Genomic DNA, 25811 nt, shown 5'->3' on the forward strand with positions numbered 1-25811 from the left:
GCCCGGAGACCCGCAGGCGCGACCGTGCTGTATATGAGCACCGCATCCGTACTCATACCCGCCGACAACACCGAGCAGTCGACATCCGGCGCCCCGGTCCCGCGCTACACGCTCCTGCTGTCCGCCGACCCGGCCGATATCGAGGCCGCCCAACGGCTGCGCCACGATGTGTTCACCTCCGAGCCCGGCTTCGCCCTGGAGTCGGCCCTCGACGGCCTGGACGCCGACCGGTTCGACCAGTTCTGCGATCACCTGCTGGTGCGCGAGGACACCTCCGGCGAACTGGTCGGCTGCTACCGCATGCTCCCGCCACCGGGCGCCATCGCCGCGGGCGGGCTCTACACCGCAACGGAATTCGATGTCAGCGCCCTCGACGCGCTGCGGCCCTCACTGGTCGAGATGGGCCGCGCGGTGGTACGTGCCGACCACCGCAACGGCGGAGTGGTGCTGTTGATGTGGGCCGGCATCCTGGCCTACCTGGACCGCTGCGGCTACGACTACGTCACCGGCTGCGTGTCGGTGCCCACCCATCCGGCCGGCGAGCAGCCCGGCAGCCAACTGCGCGGGGTCCGCGACTTCGTGCTGCGCCGACACGCCGCGCCCGCCGAGCTCACCGTGCGGCCGTACCGCCCGGTGGTCCTCGACGGCCGCGGCCTCGACGATATCGAGCCGCCGGCGCGGGTCAGCGTGCCCGCACTGATGCGCGGCTACCTGCGCCTGGGTGCCCAGGTGTGCGGCGAACCGGCCCACGACCCCGACTTCGGCGTCGGGGATTTCCCCGCGCTGCTGGACAAACGGCGCGCCGACGTCCGCTACCTCAAACGGCTGCGCTCGGTGTCCCAGGCGACCGAGGGTGAGGTCCGGTCGTGACGACGACAACGCACGCCTGGTTGCCGAAGGCCTCCTGCACCGCCAACTGCATGCATGCCGGAGCCGCGCCGCTCGGGTCCCGCCCGGCCATCTGGACCCGCACCACGCTGCGCATCATCGGAGCCATGCTGTTGCTGCCGGCCGTGCCGCTGCTCGCGGTGCCGCTGCCGGGCCGCTCACACCTGCAGCGCGGCTACTGCCGCCTCATGCTGCGGTGCGTCGGCGTGCGTATCACCGTGTCCGGCGGTCCGATTCGCAACCTCCGCGGTGTGCTGGTGGTCAGCGGACACGTGTCCTGGCTGGACATTTTCGCCATCGGCGCGGTGATGCCCGGGTCGTTCGTGGCCCGGGCGGACCTCATCGACTGGCCCGCGCTCGGCATCCTGGCCCGCATCATGAAGGTCATCCCGATCGAGCGCGAAAGCCTGCGCCGATTGCCCGCCGTGGTCGGCGCCGTCGCGGCGCGGCTGCGCAACGGCCAGACCGTGGTGGCCTTCCCCGAGGGCACCACCTGGTGCGGGCTCGGCTACGGCCAGTTCCGGCCGGCCATGTTCCAGGCCGCCGTCGATGCCGGGCGACCCGTGCAGCCGCTGGCCCTGACCTACCACCACCGCGACGGCAGCCCGTCGACGGTGCCCGCCTATATCGGCGATGACACCCTGCTCGACTCCATCCGCAGGCTGGTCACCGCGCGACGCACCGTGGTGCATGTCCGCGTCGAGTCCCTGCAGCTACCGGGTGCCGACCGGCGCGACCTGGCGGCGCGCTGCGAGGCGGCCGTGCGCGGCGCCGACGCGACGCCCGTCAGCCACGGGGCGCACGGACACCCGTCGGCTGCTGGGGATGTCGTCGCGGCCTGAGCACGGCGGACGGCTCCGATCCGCTCGACGGCTATCCTGGTTGGGCCATGAGCGCCGTATACCTGGACCACGCCGCCACCACCCCGATGCACCCGGCTGCCATCGAGGCGATGATGGGCGTGCTGGCCACGGTCGGCAACGCCTCCTCGCTGCACACGTCCGGGCGGACCGCGCGGCGCCGGATGGAGGAGGCCCGCGAGAGCATCGCGCGCCTGCTGGGCGCACGTCCGTCGGAGGTGATCTTCACCGCCGGTGGCACCGAATCGGACAACCTGGCGATCAAGGGCATCTTCTGGGCGCGTCGCGACTCGTCACCGCGGTTGCGCCGGATCATCACCAGCCCGGTCGAGCACCACGCGGTGCTCGACGCCGTCGAATGGCTGGTCGAACACGAGGGTGCCGAGGTCAGCTGGCTGCCCGTGCAGGCCGACGGCTCGGTGACCGCCGAGGATCTGCGCGCACTGCTGGCCGCCCACGATGACGTTGCGCTGGTGTCGGTGATGTGGGCCAACAACGAGGTCGGCACCATCCTGCCGATCGCCGAACTGGCCGCGGTGGCCGCCGAGTTCGAGGTGCCCATGCACAGCGACGCCATCCAGGCCGTCGGGCACATCCCCGTCGACTTCGCCGCCGGCGGGTTGTCGGCCATGAGCGTGGCGGCGCACAAGTTCGGTGGCCCCACCGGGGTCGGCGCTCTGGTGCTGCGCCGCGACACCGCGTGCGTGCCGATCCTGCACGGCGGTGGTCAGGAACGCGATGTGCGTTCGGGCACACCGGATGTGGCCGCGGCGGTGGCGATGGCCGCGGCCGCCGAGGTCGCGATCGGCGGGCTCGCCGAATCCAGCGGCCGGGTGCGGGCACTGCGGGATCGGTTGATCAGCGGTGTGCGCAACGTCATCGAAGATGTCGACGTCAACGGCGCCGACGGTGAGAACCGGCTCCCGGGCAACGCACACTTCACCTTTCGAGGATGTGAGGGGGATGCCCTGCTGATGCTGCTGGATGCCAAGGGCGTGGAATGCTCGACGGGGTCCGCCTGCACGGCCGGGGTGGCGCAGCCCTCCCATGTGCTGATCGCGATGGGTGCCGACCCGGTCGCCGCACGCGGATCGCTGCGCCTCTCGTTGGGACACACCAGCACCGACGCCGACGTGGATGCCGCCCTCGATGTGTTGCCGGCGGCCGTGCAGCGTGCTCGCGAGGCCGCGTTGGCCAGTGCGGGGACGCGATCATGAGGGTGCTGGTCGCGATGAGCGGCGGGGTGGATTCCTCGGTGGCCGCCGCGCGCATGGTCGATGCCGGCCACGATGTCGTCGGCGTGCACCTGGCGCTGTCGGCCGCACCGGGGACCCTGCGCACCGGGTCGCGCGGGTGCTGCTCCAAGGAAGACGCCGGCGATGCCCGGCGGGTGGCCGATATCCTGGACATCCCGTTCTACGTCTGGGATTTCGCCGACCGGTTCAAGGCCGAGGTGATCGACGACTTCGTCGAGTCCTATGCCCGCGGTGAGACCCCCAACCCGTGCGTGAAATGCAATGAGACCATCAAGTTCTCGGCGCTGTCCGCCCGCGCGTTGGCGCTCGGGTTCGACGCCGTGGCCACCGGGCATTACGCGCGGCTGTCCGGTGGCCGGCTGCGCCGGGCCGTCGACGCCGACAAGGATCAGTCCTATGTGCTCGGCGTGCTGACGGCCGAACAGTTGCGCCACGCCGTGTTCCCCATCGGCGACACACCCAAGACCGAGATCCGTGCCGAGGCGGCACGGCGCGGACTGGCGACGGCGGACAAGCCGGACAGCCACGACATCTGCTTCATCCCGTCCGGGGATACTCGGGCGTTCCTCGGCGCCAAGATCGGCATCCGTCCGGGCGCGGTCGTCGATGCCGGCGGCACGATACTCGCCGAGCACGACGGGGTACACGGTTTCACCATCGGCCAGCGCAAGGGTCTGGGCATCGGCGGACCCGGCCCCGACGGGCAACCGCGCTATGTGACCGGGATCGACGCGGCGACCGGGACCGTGCGCGTCGGTGCCGCCGAGGATCTCGACGTCCGCGAACTCACCGGGGACAAGCCGGTGTTCACCTCGGGAACCGCTCTGTCCGGTCCCGTCGAGGGTGTCGTGCAGGTACGTGCGCACGGTGGGCTGGCTGCGGCCGTGGTCCGGGTGGTGGACGGCAAGCTGGTGGCCGACCTGCGGGAACCGCTGCGCGGTGTGGCACCCGGGCAGACGATGGTGCTCTACCGGCCCGACCCCGACGGTGACGAGGTCATCGCCAGCGCCACCGTCGCGCGCGCGTGAAGATCCTCGCCGCCACCGGCATCGGATCGTGGCCGGGCACCTCGGCGCATCAGGCCGCCGAGGTCATCGTCGGTGAGCTGCACACGCTGCCGCACCTGGTGGAGCTGCCGGCCCGCGGGGTGGGCGCGGATCTGATCGGACGCGCCGGTGCCCTGCTGGTCGATATCGGCATCGACACCGCGCCGCGCGCCTACCGGATCGCCGCGGGCCGCAGTTCCGCGCTGCGCCGGGCGACCAGCCTGCTCAACGAGGACCTCGACGCTCTGGAGGAGGCCTGGGAGAAGGCCGGCCTGCGGGGAGCGAAGCGCACCGTCAAGGTGCAGGCGGCCGGGCCGATCACGCTGGCCGCCGAGCTGGAACTGCCCAACGGTCACCGCGCGATCACCGACGCCGGGGCCCTGCGTGACCTGGCCGGCTCACTGACCGAGGGTCTGTCGGCCCACCGTGCCGAGGTGTCGCGCCGGCTCGACGCCGAGGTCGTCGTGCAGCTGGACGAGCCCTCGCTACCCGCCGCGCTGGCCGGCAGGTTGACCGGCGTCACCAGTCTCTCGCCGGTACACCCGGTCGACGAACAGCTGGCCTCCGCCCTGCTCGACGAGGTGGTCGGGGCCCTCGGCGGGACCGTCGTGCTGCACAGTTGTGCTGCCGACCTACCCTGGAAAATGTTGCAGCGCAGCATGTTCGCTGCGCTGGCGGTCGATGTGTCGACACTGCAGGCGGCCGATCTCGACGGGGTCGGCGAGTTCGTGGAGTCCGGACGCAGCGTGCTGCTCGGGGTCGTGCCCGGCGCCGCGCCGCCGCAGCGGTGGGCACCCGAGCAGGTCGCCGCGGCGGCCGCGGCGGTGACGGATCGACTCGGCTTCTCCCGCGCGGTGCTGCGTGACCGCATCGGCATCACGCCGGCCTGCGGGCTCGCCGGTGCCACCGAGAGTTGGGCACGCGCGGCCATCGTGCTGGCGCAGCGCGCGGCCGACGGTCTGCAGGCCGATCCCGAAGCAATCTGACCGGCAAACACTGCGCAGGCCGCGAGAGCGGTAAAGTGGGCCCCGACAGCGGGGGGAATCGTGAGCAGACTGAATCGCTTATGGGCGACCGGAGCGGCAGCGACGGTCGCATTTTCCCTGCTCATGGCCGCGCCGACGACGGCGATCGCCGACCGCGGGGACCGCGGATCACATTCCTCGCACTCCGATACCCGCGGCGGTGCCGGCAATGACGGCCGTGATGGTGCCCGCCGCGGCGACGCCGGCGAATCCGGCCATGCCGGACGCGGGGAGCGTGGCGATCGGCGCGCCGCCGACGCGCGCCGCGATGACAGCGCGCCCGATAGTGGACGCCGGGTCGCCGACAGCCCGGAAACCGCCCGCGCGACCGAGTCCGCCGAGACGGGACGCCGCACCGCGACGACCACCCGCCGGCCGTCGACGACCCCGGACCGGCGCGGCTCCGATCGCCGGCCATGGCCGGACCCGCCGGGCACCGAGTACACCGTGCCGGAACGCAGCGCCGCACCCGCAAGAGAGCAGGCCCCCCAACCGCGGCCGGTGGCGCCCGAGCCCCGCGCCGTCGCCGCGCCGCCCGCTCCTGCCGTGGCGCCGCAACCGGCCGCGGTCGCGCCGGACCCGGCCCCGCGGATGGCCCGGATCGAACAGTCGATGCTGAGTATCCCGACCGACGGCGCGCGCCCCGGACAACCGATGACCTCGTGGTTCGGCATTGCCGGGCTGCTGCTCATCCCGCTGGCCGGCGCCGCGCTCGGCTATCGCCAGGCGCGGGCCGCCCGCGCGGTCGGTCGGCTCACTGCCGCTCGGTAGCGCTACTGCGCGCCTGAGCATGCGCGCTATCGCGCGCCTGAGCATGCGCGCTATCGCGCGCGTAAATCCTTGCGCAGAATCTTGCCCGAGGCCGACTTCGGGATGGCGTCGATGAACGCCACCTGCCGCACCTTCTTGTAGGCCGCCACCTGCCCGGCGACGAACTCCATCACCGTATCGGCGCTCAGGTCGGCGTCGGGCTGGCGCACCACGAACGCCTTGGGCACCTCCTCGCCGGAATCGGAGTCCACCACACCGATCACCGCGGCGTCGGCGATGGACGGATGGCTCAGCAGCACCGCCTCCAGTTCGGCCGGCGGCACCTGATAGCCCTTGTACTTGATCAGCTCCTTGAGCCGGTCGACGATGAACACGCATCCGGTGGAGTCCACCCGGGCCAGGTCACCGGTGTGCAGAAAGCCGTCGGCGTCGATGGTCTGCCGGGTCGCGGCCTCGTTGTTCAGATAACCCGCCATCACGTTGGGGCCCTTGAACCAGAGCTCACCGGTCTCGGACAGACCCGATTCGGGCAACCCGATCTCCGCGCCCGAAGCCGGGTCGATCAACTTGCTCTGGGAGTTGGGCACCGTCCAGCCGCACGCGCTGACCGGGGCCTTGACCCCGAGCGCCTGCTGACCGCCGTCGAAGGGGGTGATGTGGCTGACCGGGCTGAGCTCGCTCATGCCGTAGCCCTGCACCAGCGGGCAGCCCAGCCGTGCCGTCACGGCCTGGCCCAGGTCCTCGTCCAGCGGCGCCGCGCCGGACATGATGCCGCGCAGCGAGGACAGGTCGTACTCGTCGATCAGCGGGTGCTTGGCCAGCGCGACCGCGACCGGCGGGGCGATGAAGGCATGCGTGCACTTCTGTTCGGCGATATTGGCCAAAAACTCGGTCAGGTCGAAACTGGGCATGATCACCAGCTGCGCCCGCGCGTGCAATGCGGCGTTCAGCAGCACCGTCATGCCGTAGATGTGAAAGAACGGCAGCACCGCCAACACCCGGTCGCCGGCGGTCATCTTCTGCAGCGGCCGGATCTGGGCGACGTTGGACACCAGGTTGCGGTGGGTCAGCATGACCCCCTTGGGGTTGCCGGTGGTGCCCGAACTGTAGGGCAGCACCGCCAGATGGGTCGCCGGGTCGAACTCGACGCTCGGCGCGGGATGGGCCGGTCCGAGCAGATCCTCGGCGTTGGGGTGACCGTCGCTGTCGGCGCCCGGTCCGTCCAGCACGACGACCGCGGAGGCCGGCAGGCCGGCGGCCGCGGCACCCTCGACCGCCTGCGGTTGCAGTGCGGAGATGGTCACCAGCAGGGCGGCCTTGGAATCGGTGAGCTGCTTGGCGATGTCCTTGGCGGTGAACAACGCGTTGATCGTCGTCGCGGTGACACCCGCGCGCAGGATGCCGTGGAACGCCACCGCGAACGCCGCGCTGTTGGGTGCCAACAGTCCGACCACGTCGCCGGGACCCAGCCCGCGGTGCGCCAGCGCACCGGCGAACGCGTCGATGCGGCCGATCATCTCGCGGTAGGTGGTCGGTGTGCCGGATTTCGTGTCGAGCAGGGCGACATCGTCCAGCACGGCCGGATCGATATCGGCGAACAGATAGTCGTAGACGCTCGACGTGGGGATCTGCACCTGGGGGAAGGGGCTTTCGATGCTCATGGTGTCGCCTATCTCATCATGACTTCGGGGTGCGCGTGGCCGCTCTGGGCGGATGTTCGCCGATCCGTGCGATACCGGCGGTACCGCATAACGTACAGTGTCGTGATGACCGTCGACGTGGACAACCCGCCCGAACTTCCCGGCGTGGAGCACCGCTACCTCGACCTCGGTGCCGGGGTGACGATCCACGTGGCCGACGCCGGCCCGGCAGACGGTCCGCCGGTCATGCTGATCCACGGGTTCCCGCAGAACTGGTGGGAGTGGCACGCCCTGATCGGGCCGCTGGCCGCCGACGGCTACCGGGTGCTGTGCCCGGATCTGCGTGGCGCGGGCTGGAGTTCGGCGCCCCGGGACCACTACCGCAAGAACGACATGGCCGACGATCTCGCCGCGGTCTGTGACCGCCTCGGTGTGGGACCGGTGAAACTCGTCGCCCACGACTGGGGCGGTCCGGTGGCCACCATCTTCATGTTGCGCCACCCGGACAAGGTCGCCGCGTTCATGGGGATGAACACCGCCGTGCCGTGGCTCAAACACGACCGGGAGGCGATCCTCAACATCTGGCGGATGTGGTACCAGGTGCCGATGATGCTGCCGGTGATCGGTCCCAAGGTGATCGGCGACCCCAAGGCCCGCTATTTCAGGATGCTGGGCTCCTGGGTGGGCGGTGACTTCCAGACCCCGGCCTCCGACATCGCCTTCTATGTGGCCTGTATGCGCCGGCCCGGGTACGCCGAGGCGGGCTCGCGGTGGTATCGCACCTTTCAGCGACGCGAGGCGCTGCGTTGGCTACGAGGCGAATTCGACGATCACACCGTGACCATTCCGGTGCGCTGGCTGCACGGCACCGACGACTCGGTGCTCACCCCCGAACTGCTGCGGGTGCTGCCGGAGAAGTGCCAGGACTTCGAGCTCGAACTGGTGCCCGGCGTGGGGCATTGGATCGTCGAGCAGTGTCCAGATCTCGTCCTCGACCGGCTGCGGACATTCCTGAAAACGACGTGACATCAAGCGTTCTCGTCGAGGCGGCGGATCAATCTCTTGGGTGCCACCATCCGGAACGACACATCCAGCAGTTCGCCGACCTCGCCCCAATCCACCTCGGCCGCGGTCAGATCTAGCCCCAGCCAACCGAACGGTCCCAGATAGGCCGGGAAGAAGAACCGGTCGTCCTGCTCCAGCGAAAGCCGATCGGACTCGTCGACCTTCACCAGCAGCGAGTACGGATAGGCGGTCATCCCACCATCGCCCTTCGCGTTGCCGCCGTAGATCGCGAACATCTTCGGGGCGCAGAACACCGGGCGGCCCCAGGAGATCTTCTCGAAGGTCTCCGGGAATGCCAGGGCGCGTTCGCGTAGTTCGGCCAGCCCGAAATCATCATCGGAGAACATCACCGGATGCGGCACATCGCCAGCTTACGACCCGGGCTGGACATCGACCGTCGTGTCGGAGCACTGGACTAACCTGACCAAGGTGAGCTCACCGGACGCAGAGGCGCGTGGTCGCTGGCAGGAACTGGCCGAGGAAGTGCGTGGTCATCAGTTCCGGTACTACGTCAAGGACGCGCCGATCATCTCCGATGCCGAGTTCGACACGCTGCTGCGTGAACTGCAGGCGCTCGAAGACAGCTACCCGGAACTACGCACCCCCGACTCGCCGACCCAGCTCGTGGGCGGTGCCGGGTTCGCGACCGACTTCGCCGCGGCCGACCATCTGGAACGGATGCTGTCGCTGGACAACGCGTTCGACACCGATGAGCTGTCGGCGTGGGCGGCGCGCCTGGGCGCCGAGATCGGCACCGATATCGACTACCTGTGTGAGCTCAAGATCGACGGGGTCGCGCTGGCCCTGGTGTACCGCGACGGTGTGCTGGTGCGCGCTGCGACCCGCGGCGACGGACGCAGCGGCGAGGACGTCACCCTCAACGCCCGCACCATCGACGACATCCCCGAAAGGCTCACCGGCACCGACGAATTCCCGGTACCGGCCGTGCTGGAGGTGCGCGGCGAGGTGTTCTTCCGGGTCGCCGACTTCGAGGACCTCAATGCCGGTCTGGTGGCAGAGGGTAAACCGCCCTTCGCCAACCCGCGCAACAGTGCGGCCGGATCATTGCGCCAGAAGAACCCCGCCGTCACCGCGCGGCGCCGGCTGCGGATGATCTGCCACGGCCTCGGCAAGGCGGAGGGCTTCACGCCCGCTTCCCTGCACGACGCCTACCGTGCGCTGGGCGCCTGGGGCCTGCCGGTGTCCACCCACACCACCAAGGTCACCGGCATCGCCGCCGTCGGCGAGCGCATCGCCTACTGGGGTGAACACCGCCACGATGTCGAACACGAGATCGACGGACTGGTGGTCAAGGTCGACGATGTCTCGCTGCAGCGTCGGCTCGGGGCGACCTCACGGGCACCGCGCTGGGCGATCGCCTACAAGTATCCTCCCGAGGAGGTCACCACCAAACTCCTCGACATCCGGGTCAACGTCGGCCGCACCGGCCGGGTCACCCCGTTCGCCTACATGGAGCCGGTGAAGGTCGCCGGGTCCACCGTGGGGCTGGCAACCCTGCACAACGCCTCGGAGGTCAAACGCAAGGGCGTGCTGATCGGTGACACCGTGGTGATCCGCAAGGCCGGTGACGTCATTCCCGAGGTGCTGGCCCCGGTGGTCGACCTGCGTGACGGCACCGAGCGCGAATTCGTCATGCCCACAACATGTCCGGAATGTGGGACGCCGCTGGCGCCGGCCAAGGAGGGTGACGCCGACATCCGCTGCCCGAACACCCGCACCTGCCCGGCACAATTGCGCGAGCGGGTGTTCCATGTGGCCGGTCGCGGCGCGTTCGACATCGAGGGCCTGGGCTACGAGGCGGGCACCGCGCTGCTGCAGGCCGGCGTCATCACCGACGAGGGCGACCTGTTCACGTTGACCGCCGAGCAGTTGCTGCAGACCGAGCTGTTCACCACCAAGAAGGGTGAGCTGTCGGCCAACGGCAAGCGGCTGCTCGCCAACCTCGGCAACGCCAAGTCCCAGCCGCTGTGGCGGGTGCTGGTGGCGCTGTCCATCCGCCATGTCGGTCCCACCGCGGCCCGCGCGCTGGCCGGGGAGTTCGGCAGTCTGGACGCCATCCGTGCGGCCTCAGAGGCCGAACTGGCCGCGGTCGAGGGTGTCGGCCCGACCATCGCCGCCGCCGTCATCGAGTGGTTCGACGTCGACTGGCACCGTGCCATCGTCGACAAGTGGCAGGCCGCCGGTGTCCGGATGGTCGACGAACGCGATGCCGATATCGAACGCACCCTGGAGGGGCTGTCGATCGTGGTGACCGGCTCGCTGACCGGTTTCTCCCGTGACGAGGCCAAGGAGGCCATCTTGACGCGCGGCGGAAAGGCAGCCGGATCGGTGTCGAAGAAGACGTCCTTCGTGGTGGCCGGTGACGCCCCGGGATCCAAGTACGACAAGGCGATCGAGCTCGGAGTGCCGGTCCTCGACGAGGACGGGTTCCGCGCCCTGCTGGCCGGCGGGCCGGCGGCGGTTCAACCGGCCGAGTAGCGGTCGACGATCTCGAACAGCTCACACCACTGCCGCGCAGACAGGTCGCGGGGCAGCGCCACACCCCGGAAGCCCTGAGCGGCAAGCCATCTCTTGACCTCGGTGCGCGCGGGCGCCCCCGTGGCCCGGTGCAGGATCGCGGCAAGGCCGTGGCCGCGCCCGGTGAACACCCGGTGCACGAACGCGGCATACCGGCGTCGGGCGCCCTGCTCGATGAGCGCCGTGGGTCGCCGGGTGATCGTCAGCAACCCGGCGTCCACGCCGGGGCGGGGTGTGAATGCCGCCGACGGCACCCGCGCGATCACCGTGAAGTCATACCAGGGCCACCACTGGGCGGTCATCAGCGTCGCGCCGCCGACACCGGCCCGGCGGCGGGCGACCTCCCACTGCACCAGCAGCACCGCATCCGTCCAGTGCCTGGCGTGCAGGATCTGCCGCAGCATCGCGGTGGTCTGGTGGAACGGGAGATTGCCGACCACGACATGAGGGGTCCGCGGCGGGTGGTGGTGCAGGAAGTCACCGTGCACGATGCGGGTCCGTCCGTTCACCCGGGACCGCAGCCGGTGCACGAGTCGGGCGTCGATCTCGACGGCGGTGATCGGGCGCCGCAGGGTCTGCAGCGGCAGGGTCAGCGCGCCGTCGCCGGCGCCGATCTCGACGATGGGCCCCGATGTGGCGGCGATCAGATCGACGATCCGCGCGATGGTTTCGGGATCACGGAGAAAGTTCTGGCCGTGCTCGTGACGGCCGGAGGCGAAAGATGGCATGGGACAATAACTCCGGGCGAGGGGATGGCCCGGGCAGCGTTGATGGCCGCCCAGCGATGACTGCTGATGGCGGCGGAATGATCCGGCTCCGGTTCTCCGCCGCTAGCCGCGGCGGATCCTGGTCACTGCGATGCTCGCTACTCCCACGACATCGACCGTAGGGCGGCCGTCAACCGATTTAGCGGTATCCGCGGCGCATGTCCTCGACGATCCGCGGGTTCTCCAGCGTGGACGGTTCCAGAACCTGCGGGGCATTGTCCGGGGCGAACACCGTCGCCGCATCGAGCACGGGCTGGGTCAGAAAGCGCAGCGGGGGAGCGTCTTCGGCGAGGGTGGGGACCGGTGGAGTCGAACCGCGCCGCGCCAGTGCGAATCCCCAGTCCCCGAAGGTGGGCACGTGCACGTGGTACGGCGTGACCGCGAACCCGGCCGATTCCAGTGTGGACACCGTGCGCCAGAACGCCTTCGGCGTGGAGAACGGGCTGCCGGACTGCACCACCACCAGCGCATCCGGGGCCAGCACCCGGGTCACCAGGGCGTAGAACTCCAGTGAGTACAGCCGGCCCAGCACCGGGTTGTCCGGATCGGGCAGGTCGATGATGACGGCATCGAACCCGCCCTGGTAGCGCGTGCCGGGGTCGCGCAACCACGTCATGGCATCGTCGACGACGACGTGGACGCGGGGATCGTCCAACGCGCCACCATTGGTGGCGCGCAGCGCGCCGCGCGCCAGTTCGATGACCGCCGGGTCCAATTCCACCTGCACGATCGTCTCGACGCCCGGCATGCGCAGCAGTTCGCGGGCGGCCAGCCCGTCACCGCCGCCGAGGACCAGCACCGACCGCGCCTCGTCGGCGAGCACCGGATACACCAGACTCTCGGTGTAGCGGTACTCGTCGCGCGTCGAGAACTGCAGTCCGCCATCCAGATACAACCGGGTGTCGGCACCGCGGCGGGTCACCACGATCTCCTGATAGGCCGACTGCTGGTAGGCGATGATCGGATCGGCGTAGAGACGCTGGCGGGTCGTGGTCTGGATGTCGTCGGAGGCGATGATCAGCGCGGTCAACGTCACCGCCGCCGCCGTCAGCACCGCCAGTGCGCCGGCCAGTTGGCGGCGGCCGATGATGGTGCGCAGCAGGAACACCGACACCACGGCCGCGGCGGCCAGGTTGATCATCCCGGTGATGGCGGCGCCGCGGATCATCCCGAGTTGGGGCAGCACCAGGAACGGCCAGGCCAGTCCGCCGATCAACGCACCGAGATAGTCCGCGGCGTTCAGATTGGCCAGTACCCGCCCGGCATCGGCGGCACCGGCGGTGCGGCCGCGCTGCAGCAAAGTCATCAGCAGCGGAACTTCGGCGCCCACCAGGGTGCCGATCAGCGCGGTGCCCAGGACCAGGATCCACAGCCCGTCGCCGATGAAAGAGAAGGCCACATACATTGCGGCCGCGGACAATCCGCCGATCAGGCCGAGCAGCGTCTCCACGGCGATGAAGGTGATGGCCGCGTGCCCCAGGAACGGTTTGACCGCCAGGGCGCCGGCCCCGAGCGCGGCCACGAACCCGGCGACGATCAGTGAGGTCGCGACGATCCCGCCGCCGTGCAGGCTGGTCGACAGCGTCAGCAGCGCCAGTTCGTAGATCAGCCCGCATGCCGCGCAGGCCGCCACCGCGGCGAGCAGCAGCGCCCGCCATCGGGCGGTCGTCATGACAGCGCGGCGGCGTTCACCCCTCCCACCGCCAGCAGGATCACCGCGGTGGCGACGGCACCGGGATGCAGCGTCTCATCGGCGATCAGGTCCCGGAATCGTCCCGGCACCAGCGCCTCCAGCACCAGCAGCGCGGCTCCCTGCAGCAGCACGGCGACCAGTCCGTACACCAGCGCATCGATCAGGCCCTGGCCCAGTTCGGCCGAACTGGCGATGATCGCTACGGCGGTCACCAGCGACAGCGCCCCGTACATGCCGCAGGCCACCGCGACCGCGTTCGGGCGGTGCTGGACGAAGATGAGTTCGCGCAGGCTGCCGGGTGTCAGAAGGTCGGTGAGCAGGAAGCCCGCGCCGAACACCACGATCCCGACGATGAAGTAGAGCACCGCCGCGACCACGTTCTGGGTCAGGCCGGCGCCGTCGACGGTGCCGAACTCGATTGCTGCCAACAACATCGGTCTCTCCCCGTTACTTCGTTCCGCCGGGTCCGCCGGAGCTTCCGCCCGAGCCGCCCGCTGGTGAGCCCGGGGTGAATCCCGGGCCCAGGAATATGAATGCACCGCCGCTGTAGCGGTCGTTGACGTCCTCGACCCGCACGCTGCACGGGTAGGTCCCCTCGGGTCCGACGGTCACGATGTCGTCGTTGTAGCGCAGGTACTCGGTCCCGCGGTCCGACGCGCGCGCCTCGGGGGCGTCGTAGGCGGCGATGTCGTCGGCGACGGCCTTGGGCGAACCGGTGCATTCATAACGACCGTTGCTGCCGTCGGCCGAATACTGCCGGTAGGTGTCGCGAACATGGCTGCGAACATCTTTGCTCTGCAACACGATTCCGCCGATCAACGACATCACGCCGAGCACGCCGAGTAGCCCGGCCAATCCGAACAGACTGCCGCGGGTCACGGCTGCCACCGGCTTTCGGTGTGCACGATCATTCCCCCGAACCCGTCGCGGGAATCGGGATACAGATGCCAGGTCTGCCAGCGCCAGCCCGGCCCGTCCGGCTCGGCGCACAGCGCCGTCAGCGCGGCTTCGTCACCGGGGAAGCTGCCGCCCAGCCAGCCGCGCTCGTGTTCACAGCGGTGGCGCAGATCATCGGCGATGCGCCGGAACGCCGGCTCGTCGTGCACGACGGTGTCGGAATGCAGACGGTAGCCCGGCTTCTCGGCGCGATCCGGTAGCACCGCGCTGTCGGGCAGGACGGTGCACGACACCTGTTCGCAGAACCGGTCGACGCTGATCACATGCGAGGCGCCCAGCACGCCGAGCACCAGATCGGCGCCGTGCGGATGGGTCAGCGTGCAGCTCACCAGCGGTTGCGGTGCCGGGGCGTTCAATGTCAGCCGCAGACCGGCGCCGCTGACATCGGCGGGAACCACGTGCAGACGGTGCAACGGCAAGGCAGTGCCTAGGAGCCGGCCGGCGGTGCCGGGTAGACGGTCAGCTCACCGGCCCGAACCGGCTTGCCGTAGGACACTTCCCAGGCCATGCCGGGCGCCCAGCGCTCGTAGCCGAGCTTGGCATCACCGGGGCCGCTGTAGTCCACATAGTCCATGTCGCCGCCGGCGGGCAGCCCCGTGGTGCCCTCGGTGGTATACGAGGCGCGGCCGTTCTCCTCGACGGTGAAGGTGGCGCCGTCGACGGTGACGCTGCTGCCCGGGTCGGCGGGCAGTCCGGTGCGCTTGTGCCACCAGAACAGTTCGAGACGGCCTTCGTCCTCTTCGACGCTGAACCAGACCGGTGGCTCGTCGGCCTTGCCCTCCAGCAGGTGCTCCCACCAGACGAACGGGCCCTCGCGCAGCGTCACCGAGCCGCGCACCACGTAATCGGTGCCGCCGTAGCTGACGATGGCACCGGGACCGAGCTGACGCGGGCCGAAGGTGTCGGTCTGCGAGGCGAAACGCAGCGGGTCCTGGCGGGTGACCGGCGCTGCCGGCTTCTTCGGGCGGCTGCGCGCGACGAGGAAGACGATGACTGCGGCCGCGATGAGGACGATGGCGAGGACGATCAGCAGTTCTCCCACGCAAGACCTTTCAGAGTGCTTCGACGGCAGTCGGCAGATGGCGCAATTCCACCGTAACAGCCGGACGCACAGCGGACTCTCAGCTGAATCGGCGAAGGTCAGCGCAGGATGGTCGCGACGATGCCGGCCAGATATCCGAGCCGGGCCACCTCCGAGGGCCGGAACTCCGGTCCGCCCGCGCGTCCGAGCACCACCGCGGTCGCCGGGTCGCCGAGCGGCGCCGCGGCCAGCGCGATATCCATGTCCCGCCACACCTGCGGCACCCAGTCCGCGGTGGCATCCAGGGCCGCGGCGCGCTGCAGGGGCAGCCAGGGTGCGGCCTGCGCGCGGGTTTCCGGGGCGCCGGCGCTGCCGACGACGGTCGCTACGTCGGTGCCGTCGGCACGCAGCACGGTGCACCAGCCGACGCGCAGCACCTTGGGCGCCTCGTCGGCGAGCACCCGCAGCTTGTCGAGCCGGCCGTGGGCGGCGGCGATGTGGTCGATGAGTTCGAGTTCGCGGTGTGCCTCCAGCAGGCCGGTGTGCGGCCGGACGCTGTCGACGTAGACGCCCTTGATGTGTTCGGCGGCGGTGATCAGCGCATCGGGCATCGCGCCGGGCGGTAGTTCGACGACCAGATCGTCGATGGCATAACCCGCACCGCGCTCGACGACGTCGAGGGACAGGATGTCGGCGCCCACCGAACCGAGGGCCACGGCCAGCGAGCCGAGGCTGCCCGGTCGGTCCTCCAGCTGGACCCGCAGCAGATAAGACGGCACGGCGAACACCCTGTCACAGGCGTCGGGGCGCGGCGATTCGGCCCGACGGTCACGACTAGGCTTGAGCGCCGTGTCCCAGATATCTCGTGACGAGGTCGCCCACCTGGCGCGCCTGTCCCGGCTCGCGCTGACCGATGGTGAGCTGGACAGTTTTGCCGGCCAACTCGACGCCATCCTGGCCCATGTCGGCCGGATTCAGTCCGTCGACGTCACCGGCGTCGAGCCCACGGACAACCCGCTCAAGAGCGTCAACGTGACCCGTCCGGACACCGTGGTGGCCGGGCTGACGCAGGACGCGGCCCTCGATGCCGCCCCGCGCGCCGAGGACGGTCGCTTCGCGGTGCCGCGCATCCTGGGGGAGGCCGAGTGATGAGTTCCGAGTTGATCAGGGAAGACGCTGCCACGCTGGCCGCCCGCATCGCCGCCAAGGAAGTGTCCTCGAGCGAGGTCACCCAGGCACATCTGGACCAGATCGCCGCCACCGACGAGCGCTACCACGCTTTTCTGCACGTCGGCGCCGAGCAGGCCCTGGCCGCGGCCGCGCAGGTGGACAAGGCCGTTGCCGCCGGCGAGGAACTGCCGTCACCGCTGGCAGGGGTTCCGCTGGCGCTCAAGGATGTGTTCACCACCACGGACATGCCGACCACGTGCGGGTCGAAGATCCTGGAGGGTTGGAACTCCCCGTACGACGCGACGGTGACCACCCGGCTGCGCGCCGCGGGCATCCCCATCCTGGGCAAGACCAATATGGACGAGTTCGCGATGGGCAGTTCGACCGAGAACTCGGCCTACGGCCCGACCCGCAACCCGTGGGACACCGAGCGGGTGCCCGGCGGTTCCGGCGGCGGCAGCGCGGCAGCGCTCGCCGCGTTCCAGGCCCCGCTGGCGATCGGCACCGACACCGGCGGCTCGATCCGTCAGCCCGCCGCGCTGACCTCGACCGTCGGCGTCAAACCCACCTACGGCACGGTCAGCCGGTTCGGGCTCATCGCGTGTGCCTCGTCGCTGGACCAGGGCGGCCCGTGCGCGCGCACCGTGCTCGACACCGCGCTGCTGCACCAGGTGATCGCCGGCCACGACCCGCGTGATTCCACCTCGGTGGACGTCGCGGTGCCCGATGTGGTGGCCGCCGCCCGCGCCGGTGCCTCCGGCGATCTCACCGGTGTCCGCGTCGGTGTGGTCAAACAGCTGCGCGGCGAGGGCTATCAGGCCGGGGTGCTGGACTCCTTCAACACCGCCGTCGAGCAGTTGCAGGGTTTGGGAGCTCAGGTCACCGAGGTGGACTGCCCGAACTTCGATCACGCGATGGCGGCCTACTATCTGATCCTGCCGTCGGAGGTGTCGTCGAACCTGGCGCGCTTCGACGCCATGCGCTTCGGGTTGCGGGTCGGTGATGACGGCACCCACAGCGCCGAAGAGGTCATGGCGATGACCCGCGCCGCCGGATTCGGCCCGGAAGTCAAGCGCCGCATCATGATCGGAACGTACGCGTTGTCGGCCGGCTACTACGACGCCTACTACAACCAGGCGCAGAAGGTGCGCACGTTGATCGCGCGTGATCTGGACCGCGCCTATGAGCAGGTCGATGTGCTGGTCTCGCCGGCGACGCCGACCACCGCATTCCGGTTGGGGGAGAAGGTCGACGACCCGCTGGCCATGTACCTGTTCGACCTGTGCACGCTGCCGCTGAACCTCGCCGGGCACTGCGGTATGTCGGTGCCGTCGGGGCTGGCCGCCGAGGACGACCTGCCGGTGGGTCTGCAGATCATGGCGCCCGCGCATGCCGATGACCGGCTCTACCGGGTGGGCGCGGCCTACGAACAGGCGCGCGGCGCACTGCGCACCGCGCTCTGATCACCGGCCGGGCAGCAACTCCTTGGCCTTGATCCTGGCGCCCTGCATCAGCAGATGCCAGCGATTGGGATCACCCTTGATCACGGCCCCGGCCATCTCCTTGGCCTGTTCGAAGGTGATGTGCGGCGGTATGGGCGGCACCTCGGGATCGCAGCGCACATCGATGAGGGTGGGTCGGTCGGCCGACAACGCGGCGTCCCAGGCCGGGCCGACCTGGGCCGGATCGTCCACCGCGATGGCCGCCAGACCCATCGATCGGGCGATGTCGGCGTAGGACACCTCCGGAAGCGATTGCGACTGCTCGAATTTCGGCGCTCCACCCATCGCGCGCAACTCCCAGGTGACCTGATTGAGGTCGTTGTTGTGGAAGACGCAGATGATCAGACGCGGGTCGGACCACTCGGCGTGATATCGCCTGACGGTCAACAGTTCGGCCAGCCCGTTCATCTGCATCGCGCCGTCGCCCACCAGCGCGATGGCGGGCCGGTCGGGATGGGCGAACTTGGCGCCGATCGCGTACGGCACGGCCGCTCCCATGGTGGCCAGCGTGCCCGACAGGGAGCCGCGCATGCCCGCGGTGAATCGCAGGCACCGCGCGTACCAGTTGGTCGACGATCCGGAATCGGCCGTCACGATGGCGTCGTGCGGAAGGCGCGGTGACAGTTCGGCGGCCACCAGCATGGGGTTCACCGGGTCCGCCGGCGTCTGGGATTGCCGCTCGATCGTGCGCCACCAATCGGCGACGTTATTCTCCACCGTCTCGCGCCAGGACCGGTCGGCGGCATATGTCAGCCGGGGGATCAGCTCGGTCAAGGCCGCGGTGGCGTCGGCGACGATGTTGATCTCGGTGGGATAGCGCATCCCGATCGAGGTGCCGTCATTGTCGATCTGGATGGCGCGGGCCTGCCCGAACTCCGGAAGGAACTGCGAATACGGGAAATTCGAGCCGACGATCAACAGGGTGTCGCAGTCGCGCATCAGCTCGTAGCTGGGCCGGGTGCCCAGCAGACCTATCGAGCCGGTGACATACGGCAGATCGTCGGGCACAACGTCCTTGCCCAGCAACGCTTTTGCCACACCGGCTCCGGTGATCTCGGCGACCTCGCAGACATGTGCCGCCGCCGCACGGGCACCCTGGCCGATGAGGATCGCCACCTTGGAGCCCGCGTTCAGGATCTCGGCGGCCTGCTCGATCAGCTGCGGATCCGGACCCATCATGGGTGCGGCATCGCTCGGTGGGCTGGACGGCACCTGTTTGAAGGCGTGTTCCGGAGCCGAATACTGCTCCTCCTGCACATCGGCGGGGATGATCACCGCCGTCGGTGCGCGCCGGGTCTGGGCCGTGCGGATGGCGCGATCCAGGGCGTTGGGTAGCTGGTTGGGCGTGTTCACCTCGACCAGGTAATCGCTGGCGACATCGCGGTAGAGCGCCTGCAGATCGATTTCCTGCTGATAACTGCCGCCCATGGCGCTGCGCGCCGTCTGGCCGACGATGGCCACCACCGGCACGTGATCGAGCTTGGCGTCGTAGAGCCCGTTGAGCAGGTGGATCGCACCCGGGCCCGAGGTGGCCATGCAGACACCGACCTCACCAGTGAATTTGGCGTACCCGACGGCCGCGAACGCCGCCATCTCCTCGTGCCGGGTCTGGATGAACCGGGGGTTGTCATCGGAGCGGCCGAACGCGGCGACGAGTCCGTTGATGCCGTCGCCGGGATAGGCGAAGACGTGGCGGACATTCCATTCCCGCAGCCGGGCCAGGACATAATCGGCGACATCGTCGGCCATGGTGATCAGTTCGGCATGTCGACGGCCAGCAGATACACCGCCGAGACCGCGAAGATCAACACGAACAACGCGAGCGCGATCAGGCTGACAACGGCGGTTGGGGTGAGTTTGCGGCGTGGCCTGGGATAGGGCTCGCCCAGGCCCGAGGTCTGGGCGGAGTCCGGCGGGGTACTTCCCGGCGTCACCCCGCCGCCAGGTTCGAGACCGGGTGTACGACGTGGGTCAGGGTCGGGCGGAGTGGCAGTCATGTCTACTTCCGATCGGTGCATGTCCGGCCCGGATACCCCGATGCCGCGATCTCACACGTTCGGTCGGTGATCGCGCCGCGCCGGGCCGAAGCTGGCAAGATCGGGTGCATGCGGATCGGAGTGCTGACCGGCGGCGGCGACTGTCCAGGCCTGAATGCGGTGATCAGGGCGGTGGTGCGGACCAGTGACGCCCGGTACGGCTCGTCGGTGGTCGGGTTCCTCGACGGTTGGCGCGGTCTGTTGGAGGACCGCCGGATCCAGCTCCGCAACGATGACCGCAACGACCGGCTGCTGGCCAAGGGCGGCACGATGCTCGGCACCGCGCGCACCAACCCGGAGAAATTGCGGGCGGGTCTGCCGCAGATCAAGCAGACCTTGGAGGACAACGGGATCGACGTGCTGATCCCGATCGGTGGCGAGGGCACGTTGACCGCCGCGAGCTGGCTGTCCGAAGAAGGGGTGCCGGTCGTCGGGGTTCCCAAGACCATCGACAACGACATCGACTGCACCGATGTCACGTTCGGCCACGACACCGCGCTCACGATCGCCACCGAGGCCATCGACCGGCTGCACAGCACCGCCGAGTCGCACCAGCGCGTCATGCTCGTCGAGGTCATGGGCCGCCACGCCGGCTGGATCGCGCTGAACGCGGGGCTGGCCTCCGGAGCGCACATGACCTTGATCCCGGAGCAGCCCTTCGATGTCGAGGAGGTCTGCCGGCTGGTGAAACAGCGCTTCCAGCGCGGGGATTCGCATTTCATCTGCGTGGTCGCCGAGGGCGCCAAGCCGGCCGAGGGATCGATGCAATTGCGCCAGGGCGGTATGGACGAGTTCGGCCACGAGAAGTTCACCGGGGTGGCCCAGCAGCTGGCCATCGAGGTGGAGAAGCGCATCAAGAAGGATGTCCGGGTGACGGTGCTCGGCCACGTCCAGCGCGGCGGCACCCCGACGGCCTATGACCGGGTGCTGGCCACCCGGTTCGGCGTCAACGCCGCCGACGCCGCGCACGCGGGGGAGTACGGGATGATGGTGTCGCTGCGCGGGCAGGACATCGGGCGGGTTCCGCTGGCCGATGCCACCCGACAACTCAAGCTGGTGCCGCAGAGCCGCTACGACGACGCCGCCGAGTTCTTCGGCTGAGCCTCGGTTCAGACGTGGCTTCAGTCTCGTTGTTGATGTCGAAGCCCGGCTGAACTGGTGTAGCTGTGCGGGCGTTCTTGCGTGCCTGGCGTCAGCATGGTTGCACCCTGCTCCTCGCGGCTGAAACCTGGTAGCTCGGGGGGCGAGGGCTGGCACTAAAATCACCTGTCATGACCACTTCTATTGCCGAACTCGCCGACTACGACGACGTCATCGCCGAGTACGACCCGGTGATGGGCATGGAAGTGCACGTCGAACTTTCGACCGCGACCAAGATGTTCTGCCCGTGCGCCAACAAGTTCGGGGCCGAACCCAACACCCAGGTCTGCCCGGTATGCCTGGGCCTGCCCGGGTCGCTGCCGGTGCTCAACCAGGCCGCGGTGGACTCGGCGATCCGGATCGGGTTGGCGCTCAACTGCGAGATCGCGCCGTGGGGCCGGTTCGCCCGCAAGAACTACTTCTACCCGGACCAGCCGAAGAACTACCAGATCAGCCAGTACGACGAACCGATCGCGGTGAACGGCTACCTGGACGTCCCGCTGGAGGACGGCAGCACCTGGCGGGTCGAGATCGAGCGCGCGCACATGGAGGAGGACACCGGCAAGCTGACCCACCTGGGCAGCGATACCGGCCGCATCGCCGGTGCGACGACCTCGCTGGCCGATTTCAACCGCGCGGGCGTGCCGCTGATCGAGATCGTCACCCGGCCCATCGAGGGCACCGGTGAGCGCGCGCCCGAGATCGCCCGCGCCTATGTCACCGCACTGCGCGATCTGCTTCGGGCACTGGACGTCTCGGATGTCCGGATGGACCAGGGCTCGATGCGCTGCGACTCCAACGTGTCGCTGAAGCCCAAGGGCGCAAGCGAATTCGGCACCCGCACCGAGACCAAGAACGTGAACTCGCTGCGCAGTGTCGAGGTCGCCGTGCGCTACGAGATGCGCCGCCAGGCCGCGGTGCTGAAGTCCGGCGGCACCGTCACCCAGGAGACCCGGCACTTCCACGAGGACGGCCACACCACCGCCGGCCGCAGCAAGGAAACCGCGCAGGACTATCGGTATTTCCCGGAACCGGACCTGGAACCGGTGGCACCGCCGGCCGAACTGGTCGAGCGTCTGCGCACCACCATCCCGGAACTGCCGTGGCTGACCCGCAAGCGGGTACAGCAGGAGTGGGGGATCTCCGACGAGGTGATGCGCGACCTGGTGAACAACGGCGCGATCGACCTGGTGGCGGCCACCGTCGCCAAGGGCGCCTCCAGCGAGGCGGCGCGCGCCTGGTGGGGCAACTTCCTGGTGCAGAAGGCCAACGAATCCGGTGTGGAACTCGATGCGCTGCCCATCACGCCCGCCCAGGTTGCCGCGGTGGTCAAGCTCGTCGACGACGGCAAGTTGTCGAACAAGCTGGCGCGCCAGGTCGTGGAGGGGGTGCTCGCCGGTGAGGGCGAACCCGAGCAGGTCATGAACGATCGCGGACTGGTCGTGGTGCGCGACGATTCGCTGATCCAGGCCGCAGTGGACGAGGCGTTGGCCGCGAACCCAGATGTCGCCGACAAGATTCGCGGCGGCAAGGTGCAGGCCGCCGGCGCCATCGTCGGCGCGGTCATGAAGGCCACCAAGGGGCAGGCCGACGCCGCGCGCGTCCGGGAACTGGTGCTCGCCGCCTGTTCCTGAGTGATTTCGGTGAGGTTCCGTGCGCACACCGCACGGAACCTCACCGAAATCGCGAGGTCTCCTAGGTCTTGTCGGCGTTCTGGCGCGGGAACCCGCCACCGGACGGGAACAGCGGGAAGACGACATCGTCGAGCCGCTCGGCGTCACCGGTGGTCTTGTTGACCGTGCCACCCCAGATGTTGCCGTCGGGGGAGACCGCCAGCGCCCAGGCGTGGCCGTGCTGATCCTGTCGGACGACCTCGGGTTCGCCGGTGACGGCGCCGGTTTCCGGTGCCAGTCGCACCGCGACCGTCTGTTTGGTGTTCACCAGGTTCACCAGCACGGTCCCGTCCAGTGCGGCACAACCGGCCACACCCGGACGATCCGGCCAGGTCCACACCGTGGACACCGCGGAATCCTTGGTGATCCGCTGCATCCGGTCGGCTGTCGGCGTGCGGTCGGTGACATACAGCGAGCCGTCGGACGGGTCGACGCACATGCCGCCGCCGCTGCCCATCCCGCTCAGCGCGGTGGTGTGCGGCGCCTGGTTCACCGTGGTCGGTTGCTCGATGCGCAACACCTTGCCGGCCAGGGACGCCGGGTCGTTGGCCTGGGCCGGGTTGCCGGCATCGCCGGTGAGCACCAGCAGGGTGGTGGGGCTGGTGAAGTGCAGCGCCCCGGTGTTGCCGACCGGGCCCTTCGGGATGCCGGTCAGGATCGGCTTGGGGACGTCGCCGTCGGCGATGCGGATCACCCGGTTGTCGGTCGGCGTGCTGACGTAGGCGTACATCAGCCGATCCTGCGGGTAGGTCGGCGACTTCACGATGTCGAGCAGACCGCCGTCGCCGGACGGGTCGACCGGGATGGTCATCTTCACCACCGGCTCGGCCTTGGTCGACACCTCCTTGATCACGCCGGTGGTGCGCTCGGCCACCAGCGCGGACTGGCTGTCCCCACCCATGATGAGGCCGCTGGTGCTCTCCAGGCAGCCCTGCATGACGCCGGGCGCGGGGCAGGCCTTCGGGAATGGTGTGGCCGGCAGCGGTGGTGGCGGCTCCGGCTTGGTCGGGGGAGGCGGCGCCATCTGGGGTTCGGTGGTGAACGGTTGGGATTGCGCGTCGTCGAAGCGCGCACATCCGGAACCCGCCAGCATCACCGCGCACAGCACCACGGCAATCCGTGCCGGTCCGCCCAAAGTCATGCTGGCCAGGTTACGGATTCCCCGGCAGTGCGGCCACGAAGGGGCACCGCCGGTACTCGTGTGTCACAACTCGGCAACGGTGCGGATAAGGTGCGCAATGCGCCGCGCCAATCCCTGGTTCTGCCGTGACTTGCACCTACGCTGGGTTTTGTGACCGCTGAACCTCAGAACCTGACCGACTGGCAACGGCCCGCGTCGGCGCAGATGGTCGACCCGGAAGACGATCTTCCCTCGTCGACCTACGGGGGCGATTTCGAGACCACCGCCATTCCGCGTTACGACACGACCGGCGCGTCGAAGTCGGACCAGCCGAACTTCCCGCTGCTCAACGAGCCCGAACCGCTTCCCTACGTTTCGCCGGCCACACCGAATCCGTACGCCGCCGCTCCGGCCGGGCCTGCGGAGATCGGCCCCTACGACGCCGAGGCGCAGATCCGTGCCGCCGGCCGTCGCGGCACCCTCGACCTCGGACTGCTGATCCTGCGGCTGGGGCTCGGCGCACTGCTGATCGTGCACGGGCTGCAGAAGGCGTTCGGTTGGTGGGGCGGGTCCGGTCTCGGCGAGTTCGAGGGGTCGCTGGCCGAACTCGGTTACCAGCACGCGGGCCTGCTGACCTATGTCGGGGCCGCCGCCCAGATCGGTGCCGGTCTGCTGCTGGTACTGGGCCTGTTCACCCCGCTGGCCGCGGCCGCCGCACTGGCCTACCTGATCAATGCGCTGCTGGCCTCGATCGCCGGGCAGGAGGGCGTCGGATTCTCCGATTTCGTCGTCCCGACCGGACACGAGCATCAGGTGACCCTGGTGCTGCTGGCCGCGGCGCTGACGCTGACCGGACCGGGACGTTACGGGTTAGACGCCGGACGCGGATGGGCCCGTCGGCCCTTCGTCGGGTCGTTCCTGGCGCTGCTTGTCGGCATCGGCGTCGGCGTCGGCATGTGGGTGTTGCTCAACGGCGCCAATCCGCTGGCCTGACCGCTACGCGTACGGGTTCGGCACCCGGCCGCCGCTGGCGGCCGTCAACAGCGGCAGCGTCGCGAAAGTGACGGCCGGCAGCGCCAACTCGGTGCCGTCGGTCAGTCGGGCCCGCGCCCACGACGAACGGGTGAACCGCAGGCCCTCGATATCGGTCCACGCCACGGTCTTGCTGCCCAGCAGCGACCGTGCGGTCACGTGCTCCCGGTCGGCGACGGTGCGATAGCGCGCGATGACCGCCGATGCCAGCACCGGAACGACCAGCAGCGCCCAGCTCCAGTTGGGCAGCGCATAGATCAGCGCGAAGATCCCGAGCGTGATGAAGCCGACCGCGATATGGGCCATCGGGGAGATGCGGATGACGAGCGGGGAGGGCTGACTCACGCCGAACATCTTCGCATCGCCGGTCACCGCCGCTTCCGGGCACAGGGGCAATTTGACCTTTGAGCAGTGGCCGGACTACCGTCGCAGGTTATGTACACCCCGGACATGCTCGTAGTAATTGGTTGGCGCGTTGATGCCGCGCTGGCCCTCTGCCGGGCATAGCCACAGCATCGACGCGCCAACCCTCGTACAGCGGACACCGCTGACGGGGGTTTTTTGCTGTCACAGGACAATCCCGACCCCCACAACTCATCGAATCTAAGAGG

25 protein-coding genes and 1 pseudogene are annotated in these 25811 nt (G+C 69.3%); 13 read left to right on the forward strand and 13 right to left on the reverse strand.

Annotated features, from left to right (window positions below; genetic code table 11):
• The first annotated feature begins 33 nt into the window (after positions 1-33).
• From ACWDUN_RS01870 to ACWDUN_RS01895, 6 genes are all read left to right on the forward strand, one after another.
• Entirely contained in the window at positions 34-870 is an 837-nt protein-coding gene (locus ACWDUN_RS01870; RefSeq protein WP_449923806.1) for a GNAT family N-acetyltransferase, read from the forward strand.
• Positions 871-920: 50 nt separating this feature from the next.
• Positions 921-1730, forward strand: coding sequence for a lysophospholipid acyltransferase family protein (locus tag ACWDUN_RS01875; protein WP_449926156.1), 810 nt, complete (start codon positions 921-923; stop codon positions 1728-1730).
• Between the two features lie 47 nt (positions 1731-1777).
• The gene (locus ACWDUN_RS01880; protein ID WP_449923809.1) at positions 1778-2965 is read left to right on the forward strand and encodes a cysteine desulfurase family protein; all 1188 of its coding nucleotides are present in this window, start codon (positions 1778-1780) and stop codon (positions 2963-2965) included.
• Positions 2962-4032, forward strand: a complete 1071-nt coding sequence (mnmA, locus tag ACWDUN_RS01885) for a tRNA 2-thiouridine(34) synthase MnmA (protein WP_449923812.1) — start codon at positions 2962-2964, stop codon at positions 4030-4032. The genes ACWDUN_RS01880 and mnmA overlap by 4 nt, the downstream gene beginning before the upstream one ends.
• The gene (locus ACWDUN_RS01890) at positions 4029-5036 is read left to right on the forward strand and encodes a methionine synthase (protein WP_449923815.1); all 1008 of its coding nucleotides are present in this window, start codon (positions 4029-4031) and stop codon (positions 5034-5036) included. The genes mnmA and ACWDUN_RS01890 overlap by 4 nt, the downstream gene beginning before the upstream one ends.
• Before the next feature lie 123 nt (positions 5037-5159).
• Entirely contained in the window at positions 5160-5846 is a 687-nt protein-coding gene (locus tag ACWDUN_RS01895; protein ID WP_449923816.1) for a hypothetical protein, read from the forward strand.
• Positions 5847-5896: 50 nt separating this feature from the next.
• Here the strand turns inward: ACWDUN_RS01895 and ACWDUN_RS01900 are convergent, their stop codons facing one another.
• Positions 5897-7507, reverse strand: coding sequence for a 4-coumarate--CoA ligase family protein (locus ACWDUN_RS01900; RefSeq protein ID WP_449923819.1), 1611 nt, complete (start codon positions 7505-7507; stop codon positions 5897-5899).
• Between the two features lie 105 nt (positions 7508-7612).
• On the opposite strand from ACWDUN_RS01900, the gene ACWDUN_RS01905 reads away from it, so the two are divergent.
• Complete coding sequence (locus tag ACWDUN_RS01905) at positions 7613-8512, forward strand: alpha/beta fold hydrolase (RefSeq protein WP_449923822.1); 900 nt, start codon at positions 7613-7615, stop codon at positions 8510-8512.
• A gap of 2 nt (positions 8513-8514) precedes the next feature.
• Here ACWDUN_RS01905 and ACWDUN_RS01910 read toward each other — a convergent pair whose 3' ends face one another.
• The gene (locus ACWDUN_RS01910; RefSeq protein WP_449923824.1) at positions 8515-8913 is read right to left on the reverse strand and encodes an MmcQ/YjbR family DNA-binding protein; all 399 of its coding nucleotides are present in this window, start codon (positions 8911-8913) and stop codon (positions 8515-8517) included.
• Between the two features lie 67 nt (positions 8914-8980).
• Between ACWDUN_RS01910 and ligA the strand changes: the two genes are divergently transcribed.
• Complete coding sequence (gene ligA, locus ACWDUN_RS01915; RefSeq protein ID WP_449923827.1) at positions 8981-11050, forward strand: NAD-dependent DNA ligase LigA; 2070 nt, start codon at positions 8981-8983, stop codon at positions 11048-11050.
• A gap of 11 nt (positions 11051-11061) precedes the next feature.
• Here ligA and erm read toward each other — a convergent pair.
• From erm to ACWDUN_RS01950, 7 genes and pseudogenes are all read right to left on the reverse strand, one after another.
• A pseudogene (gene erm / locus ACWDUN_RS01920) lies at positions 11062-11817 on the reverse strand (23S ribosomal RNA methyltransferase Erm); the annotation flags it as partial.
• A gap of 178 nt (positions 11818-11995) precedes the next feature.
• Positions 11996-13528: a polyamine aminopropyltransferase gene (locus ACWDUN_RS01925; protein WP_449923829.1), complete on the reverse strand. Its 1533-nt coding sequence runs from the start codon at positions 13526-13528 to the stop codon at positions 11996-11998.
• Positions 13525-13983 (reverse strand): DUF350 domain-containing protein, encoded by a 459-nt coding sequence (locus ACWDUN_RS01930; protein ID WP_449923832.1) that lies wholly within the window; start codon positions 13981-13983, stop codon positions 13525-13527. Before ACWDUN_RS01930 ends, ACWDUN_RS01925 begins: the two co-directional genes overlap by 4 nt.
• 13 nt (positions 13984-13996) lie before the next feature.
• A complete protein-coding gene (locus ACWDUN_RS01935) occupies positions 13997-14428 on the reverse strand; it encodes a DUF4247 domain-containing protein (RefSeq protein WP_449923834.1) in 432 nt (143 codons plus the stop codon).
• Positions 14425-14925, reverse strand: coding sequence for a DUF2617 family protein (locus ACWDUN_RS01940; protein ID WP_449923838.1), 501 nt, complete (start codon positions 14923-14925; stop codon positions 14425-14427). Before ACWDUN_RS01940 ends, ACWDUN_RS01935 begins: the two co-directional genes overlap by 4 nt.
• Before the next feature lie 8 nt (positions 14926-14933).
• Positions 14934-15548 (reverse strand): DUF4178 domain-containing protein, encoded by a 615-nt coding sequence (locus ACWDUN_RS01945; protein WP_449923841.1) that lies wholly within the window; start codon positions 15546-15548, stop codon positions 14934-14936.
• A 98-nt stretch (positions 15549-15646) separates the two neighbouring features.
• Positions 15647-16306, reverse strand: a complete 660-nt coding sequence (locus ACWDUN_RS01950) for an amino acid-binding protein (RefSeq protein ID WP_449923844.1) — start codon at positions 16304-16306, stop codon at positions 15647-15649.
• A gap of 70 nt (positions 16307-16376) precedes the next feature.
• Here ACWDUN_RS01950 and gatC point away from each other — a divergent pair, with 70 nt between their 5' ends.
• Positions 16377-16676, forward strand: a complete 300-nt coding sequence (gene gatC, locus ACWDUN_RS01955) for an Asp-tRNA(Asn)/Glu-tRNA(Gln) amidotransferase subunit GatC (RefSeq protein WP_449923847.1) — start codon at positions 16377-16379, stop codon at positions 16674-16676.
• Positions 16676-18160 (forward strand): Asp-tRNA(Asn)/Glu-tRNA(Gln) amidotransferase subunit GatA, encoded by a 1485-nt coding sequence (gatA, locus tag ACWDUN_RS01960; RefSeq protein ID WP_449923850.1) that lies wholly within the window; start codon positions 16676-16678, stop codon positions 18158-18160. Before gatC ends, gatA begins: the two co-directional genes overlap by 1 nt.
• On the opposite strand, the gene ACWDUN_RS01965 is transcribed toward gatA, so the two are convergent.
• Positions 18161-19948 carry a thiamine pyrophosphate-requiring protein gene (locus ACWDUN_RS01965; RefSeq protein WP_449923853.1) on the reverse strand — a complete coding sequence of 596 codons (1788 nt, stop codon included), beginning with the start codon at positions 19946-19948 and terminating at the stop codon, positions 18161-18163.
• Between the two features lie 5 nt (positions 19949-19953).
• Complete coding sequence (locus tag ACWDUN_RS01970) at positions 19954-20196, reverse strand: DUF6480 family protein (RefSeq protein ID WP_449923855.1); 243 nt, start codon at positions 20194-20196, stop codon at positions 19954-19956.
• A 108-nt stretch (positions 20197-20304) separates the two neighbouring features.
• Between ACWDUN_RS01970 and ACWDUN_RS01975 the strand changes: the two genes are divergently transcribed.
• On the forward strand, positions 20305-21336 hold the full coding sequence (locus tag ACWDUN_RS01975; protein WP_449923857.1) for an ATP-dependent 6-phosphofructokinase: 1032 nt from the start codon (positions 20305-20307) through the stop codon (positions 21334-21336).
• 170 nt (positions 21337-21506) lie between these two features.
• Positions 21507-23009 (forward strand): Asp-tRNA(Asn)/Glu-tRNA(Gln) amidotransferase subunit GatB, encoded by a 1503-nt coding sequence (gene gatB / locus ACWDUN_RS01980; RefSeq protein WP_449923860.1) that lies wholly within the window; start codon positions 21507-21509, stop codon positions 23007-23009.
• A 61-nt stretch (positions 23010-23070) separates the two neighbouring features.
• On the opposite strand, the gene ACWDUN_RS01985 is transcribed toward gatB, so the two are convergent.
• Positions 23071-24189 carry a PQQ-dependent sugar dehydrogenase gene (locus tag ACWDUN_RS01985; RefSeq protein ID WP_449923863.1) on the reverse strand — a complete coding sequence of 373 codons (1119 nt, stop codon included), beginning with the start codon at positions 24187-24189 and terminating at the stop codon, positions 23071-23073.
• A gap of 150 nt (positions 24190-24339) precedes the next feature.
• On the opposite strand from ACWDUN_RS01985, the gene ACWDUN_RS01990 reads away from it, so the two are divergent.
• On the forward strand, positions 24340-25161 hold the full coding sequence (locus ACWDUN_RS01990) for a DoxX family membrane protein (RefSeq protein ID WP_449923866.1): 822 nt from the start codon (positions 24340-24342) through the stop codon (positions 25159-25161).
• 3 nt (positions 25162-25164) lie between these two features.
• Here the strand turns inward: ACWDUN_RS01990 and ACWDUN_RS01995 are convergent, their stop codons facing one another.
• Positions 25165-25554: a PH domain-containing protein gene (locus ACWDUN_RS01995; protein ID WP_449926159.1), complete on the reverse strand. Its 390-nt coding sequence runs from the start codon at positions 25552-25554 to the stop codon at positions 25165-25167.
• Positions 25555-25811: the final 257 nt, after the last annotated feature.

The sequence above is a fragment of the Mycobacterium sp. NPDC003323 genome, from assembly GCF_053589535.1.